Source organism: Streptomyces sp. NPDC005141 (genome assembly GCF_053599975.1).
The window spans coordinates 1-7,428 of record NZ_JBSFYW010000125.1 but is presented as its reverse complement, the minus strand read 5'-3'; the positions used below and the strand labels follow the sequence as shown (position 1 = coordinate 7,428).

The window sequence follows — 7,428 nt, the reverse complement described above, 5'->3', positions numbered from 1 at the left end:
CCCCGCGGCCCGGACGGCGGCCACCCGTCTGCCGGACGGCGCTCGGCTCCTTCGGTGCGCATCCGCGTGCCGGCCGGGCGAGGTGCCCGGCCGGGCATGCTCCGTTCAGCGGGCGGTGAGGGTCTCGATGTCGCGCAGTACCTCGGCGGGGGTGGGCAGCGACGCGCTCTCCTCGGCGAGGAGTCGGGTCCGCTCGGCGTAGCGGGGGTCGGAGAGGATCGCGCGGCAGCCCGCGGCCGTGACCTCGTCCGGGCTGCGGCCGGGTTCGGGCCGGTGCCGGTCGACCATCACGGCGGCGCCGAAGTCGCTGATGGACTGGGCGACGGCCTTGCCGTAGCCGTTGTCGGGGATGATCAGCTGGGGCACGCCGGCGTTGATCAGGGTCATGGCGGTGGTCGCGCCGCCGTGGTGGACGGCCAGGTCGCAGGTGGGGGCGACGACGTCCAGGGGGATCCAGCCGATGCGGACGTCGCCGAGCTGGGAGCCGAACTGCTCGGCGGCCTCGGGGAGCGCGGCGATGAGCACCTCGGCTCCCGCTCCGGTCAGTTCCCCGACCAGGGTGCGCAGCGAGCTGCCGGGGGTGTCGAGCATGAGGTTGCGGGTTCCCGCGGTGATCAGGACGCGGCGCCGGCCCTCGGGGCGGGTGTACATCCATGGTTCGAGCCGGCGCTGGCTCACCCGGGGGACCCAGCGCATCGACTGTGCGGTGGGGGCGCCGGGCGGGCGCAGGGACGGCGGGCACAGGTCGATGAAGAGGTCGGGGGGCGGCAGTTCGCTCAGGCCCAGGCGTTCCAGTTCCGGCTGGAGTTCGGCCACGGCCGTGCGGTCGCGGCGTGCCATCGGGGCGATGTGCCATATGTGGCGGACGTAGGGGACCTTGAGGCGGGCGGCGAGCACCCTCGGGACGTGGGAGAGGCCGCCGACGACCAGGTCGGGGCTCCACTGCCCGGTCAGTTCCAGCAGGGCGTCGAGCCGGCCGGCGGCGGTCAGGGCGTCCTGTCCGTAGCGCATGCGCTCGGGGGTGATGCAGACCGCGGGCAGGCCGACGGACTGCGCGGCCGCCATCAGGGGTTCGTCGGCGGCGAGGAGGATCTCGTGGCCCGCGCTGCGTGCGGCGGTGGCCAGGGGGGCGACGCCGAAGACGGCCGCCTGGCTGCCGCCGACGGTGAACAGGAATTTCATGGCGATTGCACTTCTTCCGGTGAGGGGACGGATTTCGGTGTTCCGGGGTGCCGTTCGTCCTCAGCCCGCCTGGGCCATTTCCATCACGTACTGGCCGTAGGAAGAGTTCGAGAGGCGGCTTCCGAGCCGGTAGCAGGCCTCCTGGTCGATGTATCCCATGCGCCAGGCGATCTCTTCGAGACAGGCGATGCGCACGCCCTGGCGGTGTTCGAGGACCTGGACGTAGTCCCCCGCCTCCATCAGGGCGTCGTGGGTTCCGGTGTCCAGCCAGACGAAGCCGCGGCCGAGCGGGATCAGCGTGGCCTCGCCCCGCTCCATGTAGACCCGGTTGAGGTCGGTGATCTCCAGCTCTCCGCGTTCGGAGGGCCGCAGCCCGCGGGCGATGTCCACGACCTGGTTGTCGTAGAGGTAGAGCCCGGTGATCGCCATGTTGGTCTGCGGTTGGGTGGGCTTCTCCTCGAGGGCGATGAGTTTTCCCTGGTCGTCGAGCGTGCCGACGCCGTAGCGTTCGGGATCGCGCACCGGGTAGCCGAACAGGACGCAGCCCTCGATGTTCTGGGCGGCCCGCTGGAGCAGGGGCCCGAATTCGTATCCGTGGAAGATGTTGTCGCCCAGGACCAGGGCGACGGAGTCGTCGCCGACGTGGTCCGCGGAGACCAGGAACGCGTCGGCGAGCCCGCGGGGCTTGTCCTGTTCCGCGTAGGTCAGGGAGATGCCGAGCCAGGAGCCGTCGCCCAGGAGGCGGCGGAACATCTCCAGGTCGTCGGGGGTGGTGATGATCTCGATCTCCGTGATTCCCGCCAGCATCAGGGCCGAAAGCGGGTAGTAAATCATCGGCTTGTCGTAAACCGGGAGCATTTGCTTCGAGACACCGAGCGTGATCGGATGGAGTCTCGTGCCATTGCCGCCGGCCAGGATGATGCCCTTCACCGTGGCGCCTCCTCAGTGACTTCGTGCCCATTAGGCGATGTCCGCACTTTATATTGGGGTAACACACGTTCAAAAGCCTCCTCGGATGTCACGGGACCGTGAATGGCGTGAATGTTGACAAACCCGGTGCCGTTTACTCAGGCTTGCGTTATCCCGGTTCAGGCATGCGAATTTCTGTCGTCTTTTAGGTGGGCCTGTGAACATCGAAGATCTGACACCCGTTCTTGAATCCGAGCAGAGGCCCGGTATCGGCATCATCGGGTGCGCCGACATCGCGGTGCGGCGGGCCCTGCCGGCGATCGAGGAGTCGCCGTTCCATCTGGTGGCGGTCGCGAGCCGCAGCCGGGAGAAGGCCGAGGGTGTCGCGGCCCGGGCCGGCTGCAAGGCCGTCGCGGGCTACGAGCGGCTCCTGGAACTGCCCGACATCGACGCGGTCTACATCCCGCTGCCCAACAGCGAGCACGCCCGGTGGGCGCGCCGGGCGCTGGAGGCGGGAAAGCATGTGCTGATCGAGAAGCCGGCGGTGCCCCGTGAGGACAGCGCCCGGTCCCTGATCGCGCTCGCCGAGGAGCGCGGGCTGCTCGTCATGGAGAACTTCGCGTTCCTGCGCCATCCCCAGCACGAGCAGGCGCGGTCCCTGGTGGCGGACGGGGCCATCGGCGAACTGCGGTCCTACAACGGTGTGTTCGGCATTCCGCCGACCGACCCGCACGGGATCAAGTACCAGGCGGATCTGGGCGGCGGGGCGCTGTGGGAGGTCGGCTGCTATCCGGTGCGTGCGGCCCAGGAGTATCTGGGGCCGCGGACGCAGGTGCTGGGGGCGGGCCTGACGTTCGATCGGGAGCGGGGCGTGGACGTGTCCGGGGTGGCGCTGCTGCGTGACGGCGGCGGTGTCACGGCGAACTGTTCCTTCGGCCTGTCCCACAGCTACCGCTCGACGTACGACCTGTGGGGAAGCGAGGGGCGTCTGGTCCTGGAGTGGGCGTTCACCCCCTCACCGGTTGCCCGTCCGGTGCTGCGGCTGCAGCAGCGGGACCGCGAGACCCGGATCACCGCCCCGGCGTCCGACCAGTTCCTCGGGGTGTTCACCGCCTTCCACGACGCGGTGCGCGATCCGGGCCTGCGGGCGGCGCACCATCACGAGCTGCTGCGGCAGGCCGCCCTGATGGCCCGGATCCGGGAGCACGCCCTGGGCCGGGAACGCGGTTGAATCCTCCCCCAGCCAAAGCAGGGGGATTCCTGGCTCACGCTGCCTGCGGGCCGGCGACCCGGCAGGTCTTCCGCGATCAACACCAGCCGGGTTGAAACCAGCCCGGTTCGATACAGCAAAGCGTGAACGTGCAGGTGCTGTCCTGACTCTCGATCAGCACGGTGTGCGCGCTTGGTTCTCGCACCGCACGGCGTGCACCCTACCCAATCAGGGGTCGGTGTTCCGCCCTGAGGGCGAAATCCCGCTTCCCGCCCTGCCTTCGCAGGAATCCGACTCCTCCCCGGCCCGAAGGCCGAGGCATCCTCGGAGGAACCCGGTGAACGGCGGCGGGTGAGGTCCTCGGCGAAGGGGAGCGGGAAACGGGGAACCAGGAAGTACGAGGAACGGCAGCCGGCGTCCACGGACGCCGGCTGCCGTTCCTCGTACTTCCTGGTTCTTCTTCGTGTCATCCCTCGCGGCGGCCGGCCGGGCTGTTCAGCAGCGCGGAGAGCCGGCGAGGCAGGCACTGTTCGAAGGTCGGCAGGAGGCCGGCCGCGGCCGCCTCGGCCAGGGTGGGGGCCGCGGCGTCCTTGTCCGAGCGGATCGGCGGTTCCTTCAGGTCCCACGGCAGGGCGAGGGCCGGGTCGAGCGCGTCGACGTCGATCATGGTGCCCGGCTCGTACTCCTGCGAGCAGAGGTAGCTCATGCAGGTGTCGTCGCTGAGGGCGAGGAAGGCGTGGCCGACGCCGTCGGGCAGGTAGACGGCCGTTCCCGTCTCCGGGCTCTGGTGGGTGACGTCGTAGTGGCCGAACGTCGGCGAGCCCACGCGGATGTCGACGGCGATGTCGAGCGCGCTGCCCCGTACGCAGGTGACGAACTTGGCCTGGCCGGGCGGGACTTTGGTGCCGTGGATGCCGCGCAGGGTGTTGCGCCGGGAGACCGAGTAGTTGACCTGGCGGACCGTGAAGTCCCAGCCGCTGTCGGCCAGCAGGGCGCCGGCCTTCACCGATTCGAAGAAGTAGCCCCGCCGGTCGCTCAGGGGCTCGGGCTGGACGCGGTAGGCGCCGGGGACCGTCATTTCCGAGATCAGCACCGCTTGCTCCTCGCTGTCTCAGCCGGTGGGGACCGGGCCGGTTCCGGATGACGCCTGGGCGATCCGCCGGCGCATGGACGCGCTGTCGTTGGCGCGCGGGAAGTCCTCCCCGGGCGCCTCGATCCCGAGGAAGGCGCACAGCGGTTCCCAGCCCTGGTGCACGTCGTAGACGAGGACGTTGTCCGCGCCCAGGGTGCGTACGACGTCCTCGTTGTGGCGGTGGTAGACCTCGATGGCGTGGTCCTTGTCGGCGAACCGGCCGCCGAACAGGCCGTCCCAGACCATGGTGCTGGTGACGCGGAACAGCCGGGCCTGCTGGGATCCGGGCGGCGGCGGGTTCTGCATGCTGCGCAGGGCGAACTGGTACAGCGTGTCGTGGGTGCTGCGGTACCAGCTGTCGGCGTCGCGGACCGTGAGGATCACCTTGGCGTCGGGAAACGCCTCGCTGATCTGCCGGTAGTAGACGGCGCAGGGGCCGTCGACGGCGGAGGTGTAGCCGTCGAACAGGGCCGCCCAGTCGGGGCGTTGCCCGTCGCAGACGATCTTCTCCCAGCGGGTGAGGCGTTCTTCGTCGCCGACGATGTCGAACATGTGGAAGGAGGGGCCCAGACCGAGCCGGTCCAGGGCCGCTTTCAGTGAGGTGGTGCCGGTCCGGCCCAGGCCGGTGTTGATGAGTTTCAGCACGGTGCGGTGTCCCTTTCCTCTTCCTCAGCGCCAGACCGCGGGTTCCTGCTGGGTGGCGACATTGACCCGGTTCCAGAAGTTGACCAGGCCGATGTGCATGACGAGCGCGCCGAGCTGCTCGTCGTTGTAGTGGCGGGCGGACTCCTCCCAGATCTCGTCCGGTGCCATGTCCTGCGGGTCGGTCATCGAGGTGATGGCCTCGGCCATCTCCAGTGCGGAGCGCTCGGCGGCGTCGAAGCAGGACTCGGTCCGCCAGGCGGCGACCCGAGCGAGGCGGGTGTCGACGCCGGCCGGCTGGTCGGGGCCCGCCGGGAGCGTGTAAGCGCGGCCGTTGATCTCGCTGACGCGCAGCCGGATCAGGTCGAGCGTCGTCTGCGGCACGCCGACCTTGCCGATGACCTCGGTCAGGTCGAGCAGGGGCTGCAGGGCGCCGGGAACGACCAGGGAAGGATTGTCCATCCGTGGAGTCATCGGATCTTCTCCTGTGCAATATGCGGGCATGAATTACCTGGGAAAACATGCTGCTCGGCGCCCTGAAACATTCGCAAGAAATTGCTGTTCAACTGCGGAATGGGCGCAGATGAAACACCCTCAATCCGTAAGTTGCACGGAATTCAGTCGATGACTTGTAGTGGTCTCGTGTCAGAGTCCACCACAACCACGAGCCGGCAGCCGGTCTGCCGCAACATTCGCGAAACACGGCAATTTATTCTCGAGGGCCATTCCACGATCGCCGGGCATGTGCTGGACGTGCTCGCCGCCATCCGTGAGACGGACCCGCGGCTGGGCGCCTATGTCGAGGTCGCCGAGGCCCGCGCGGTGCGCGAGGCCCGGGCGGCCGACCGGCTGATCGCCCGTCGCGGTGCGGCCGCCTTCCGCGACCGGCCGCTGCTGGGCGTCACGGTGTCGGTGAAGGACCTCATCCAGACGCAGGACCTGCCCACCCGGCGGGGATCGCTGCTGCCGAACCCGCGCGGTGCGAGCGATGCGCCCTGTGTGGCCCGGCTGCGGGCGGCGGGCGCGATCGTGGTGGGCAAGACGGCGACGTCGGAGTACGGGTGGAGTGCGAGCACCGTCAGCCGGGTGGGTCCCGCCACCCGCAATCCCTGGGCACCCGGCAGGACGGCGGGCGGTTCCAGCGGCGGGTCGGCGGCCGCGGTCGCGGCGGGCCTGTGCACCGCCTCGCTGGGCACCGACGGAGCCGGATCGGTGCGCATCCCGGCGGCGTTCTGCGGCGTGGTCGGGTTCAAGCCCTCCTTCGGGCACATCCCCTACGTGCCGCCCTGTGCCGAACGGCTGTCGCATGTCGGGCCGCTGGCGCGCAGTGTGGCGGACGTCGGTGAACTGATGGCGGTGCTGGCCGGTCCCGACCGCCGCGACCCCCAGTCGGTGCCGGCCGCGCCGGCGCCCGACGCGCGGCGCGGCGCGCTGCGCATCGGCTGGGTCGAGTTCGCGGGGACGTCCGGCGCGATCCGTGACGCCACCGAGAAGGTCCTGCCGGTGCTGGCCGCGCTGGGGCACCGGGTGGAGCGCATCGAGGCCCCCTTCCCCGACCCCTACGACGCCCTGGTGGACATCCTGGCCGCCGCCGAGGCGAACGGCACCGCGCCCGCGGACGAGCCGTGGTGCGACGAGGGCCGGCTCGCCGTCGTGCGCTACGGGCGCTCGGTCAGCGGGGCCGCGGTGGCCCGCGCGGAGGAGACCCGGCTCGCCCTGCGGACCAGGCTCGCCGCGGTGATGGAGGGTTACGACCTGCTGGCCATGGCGACCGTTCCCCTCGAGCCGTTCGCCGCGGGCGCGATCGCCCCGCCCTGGGCCGCGGCCCGGGACCTGCGCTGGCTCGCCTGGTCGCCGGCGACCTATCCGTTCAACCTCACCGGGCAGCCGGCCCTGTCGCTGCCCGTCGGCCTCACCCCGGCCGGGCTCCCGGCCGGCCTCCAACTGGTCGGCCGCGTCGGCGAGGACGCCCTCGTGCTCGGGGCGGGCGAGCTCCTCGAGACGGCGCTCGGCCTCAGCCTGACTCCCCCCGGCCTCACAGCGAAAGGAAGTTGACCTCTTCCTCCGCCTAAAGGCGGGAGATTCCAGCGGTCGCCCGCTGGGGTTCCTGCTTCACCAACGACTGCCCCGTCCGGGAGGACTCCCGTTGAGGTCTTACACCGTCTCCACAGGCAGACACCGCCAGCCCGGCGGCCAGAATGTTGCACGCCGCGTTCACGTCGCGGTCATGCGTCACGCCGCAGCCGCACGTCCACTCGCGGACGTGCAGCGGCAGACTCTCACGGACCGTTCCGCAGGCTCCGCACAGCTTCGAGCTCGGGAACCAGCGGTCGACCACGACAAGTTCACGCCC

At 70.3% G+C, this 7,428-nt stretch carries 8 protein-coding genes; 2 read left to right on the top strand and 6 right to left on the bottom strand.

What is annotated here, in order from left to right; translation table 11 throughout:
- Positions 1-105 precede the first annotated feature (105 nt).
- Positions 106-1,182, bottom strand: a complete 1,077-nt coding sequence (locus tag ACWD68_RS41155; protein WP_451811597.1) for a glycosyltransferase — start codon at positions 1,180-1,182, stop codon at positions 106-108.
- A gap of 60 nt (positions 1,183-1,242) precedes the next feature.
- Positions 1,243-2,112 carry a glucose-1-phosphate thymidylyltransferase RfbA gene (gene rfbA, locus ACWD68_RS41150; RefSeq protein WP_451811596.1) on the bottom strand — a complete coding sequence of 290 codons (870 nt, stop codon included), beginning with the start codon at positions 2,110-2,112 and terminating at the stop codon, positions 1,243-1,245.
- A gap of 196 nt (positions 2,113-2,308) precedes the next feature.
- On the opposite strand from rfbA, the gene ACWD68_RS41145 reads away from it, so the two are divergent.
- Positions 2,309-3,322, top strand: coding sequence for a Gfo/Idh/MocA family protein (locus ACWD68_RS41145; RefSeq protein ID WP_451811595.1), 1,014 nt, complete (start codon positions 2,309-2,311; stop codon positions 3,320-3,322).
- 445 nt (positions 3,323-3,767) lie between these two features.
- Here ACWD68_RS41145 and ACWD68_RS41140 read toward each other — a convergent pair whose 3' ends face one another.
- The 3 genes from ACWD68_RS41140 to ACWD68_RS41130 are packed head-to-tail and all read right to left on the bottom strand — an operon-like array spanning position 3,768 to position 5,549.
- Complete coding sequence (locus tag ACWD68_RS41140) at positions 3,768-4,394, bottom strand: dTDP-4-dehydrorhamnose 3,5-epimerase family protein (protein WP_451811594.1); 627 nt, start codon at positions 4,392-4,394, stop codon at positions 3,768-3,770.
- Between the two features lie 18 nt (positions 4,395-4,412).
- Positions 4,413-5,078 carry a sulfotransferase family protein gene (locus ACWD68_RS41135; RefSeq protein ID WP_451811593.1) on the bottom strand — a complete coding sequence of 222 codons (666 nt, stop codon included), beginning with the start codon at positions 5,076-5,078 and terminating at the stop codon, positions 4,413-4,415.
- Between the two features lie 24 nt (positions 5,079-5,102).
- Positions 5,103-5,549: a carboxymuconolactone decarboxylase family protein gene (locus ACWD68_RS41130; RefSeq protein WP_266766231.1), complete on the bottom strand. Its 447-nt coding sequence runs from the start codon at positions 5,547-5,549 to the stop codon at positions 5,103-5,105.
- Positions 5,550-5,717: 168 nt separating this feature from the next.
- Here ACWD68_RS41130 and ACWD68_RS41125 point away from each other — a divergent pair, with 168 nt between their 5' ends.
- Complete coding sequence (locus ACWD68_RS41125) at positions 5,718-7,130, top strand: amidase (protein WP_451811592.1); 1,413 nt, start codon at positions 5,718-5,720, stop codon at positions 7,128-7,130.
- Between the two features lie 13 nt (positions 7,131-7,143).
- Here the strand turns inward: ACWD68_RS41125 and ACWD68_RS41120 are convergent.
- Positions 7,144-7,428 (bottom strand): zinc ribbon domain-containing protein (locus tag ACWD68_RS41120; protein ID WP_451811591.1); only part of this gene is annotated, 285 nt, incomplete at its 5' end.

Coding starts and splice junctions, on each gene's coding strand:
- ACWD68_RS41155 (WP_451811597.1), bottom strand. CDS start 1,182: ATGAAATTCCTGTTCACCGTCGGCGGCAGCCAGGCGGCCGTCTTCGGC.
- ACWD68_RS41130 (WP_266766231.1), bottom strand. CDS start 5,549: ATGACTCCACGGATGGACAATCCTTCCCTGGTCGTTCCCGGCGCCCTG.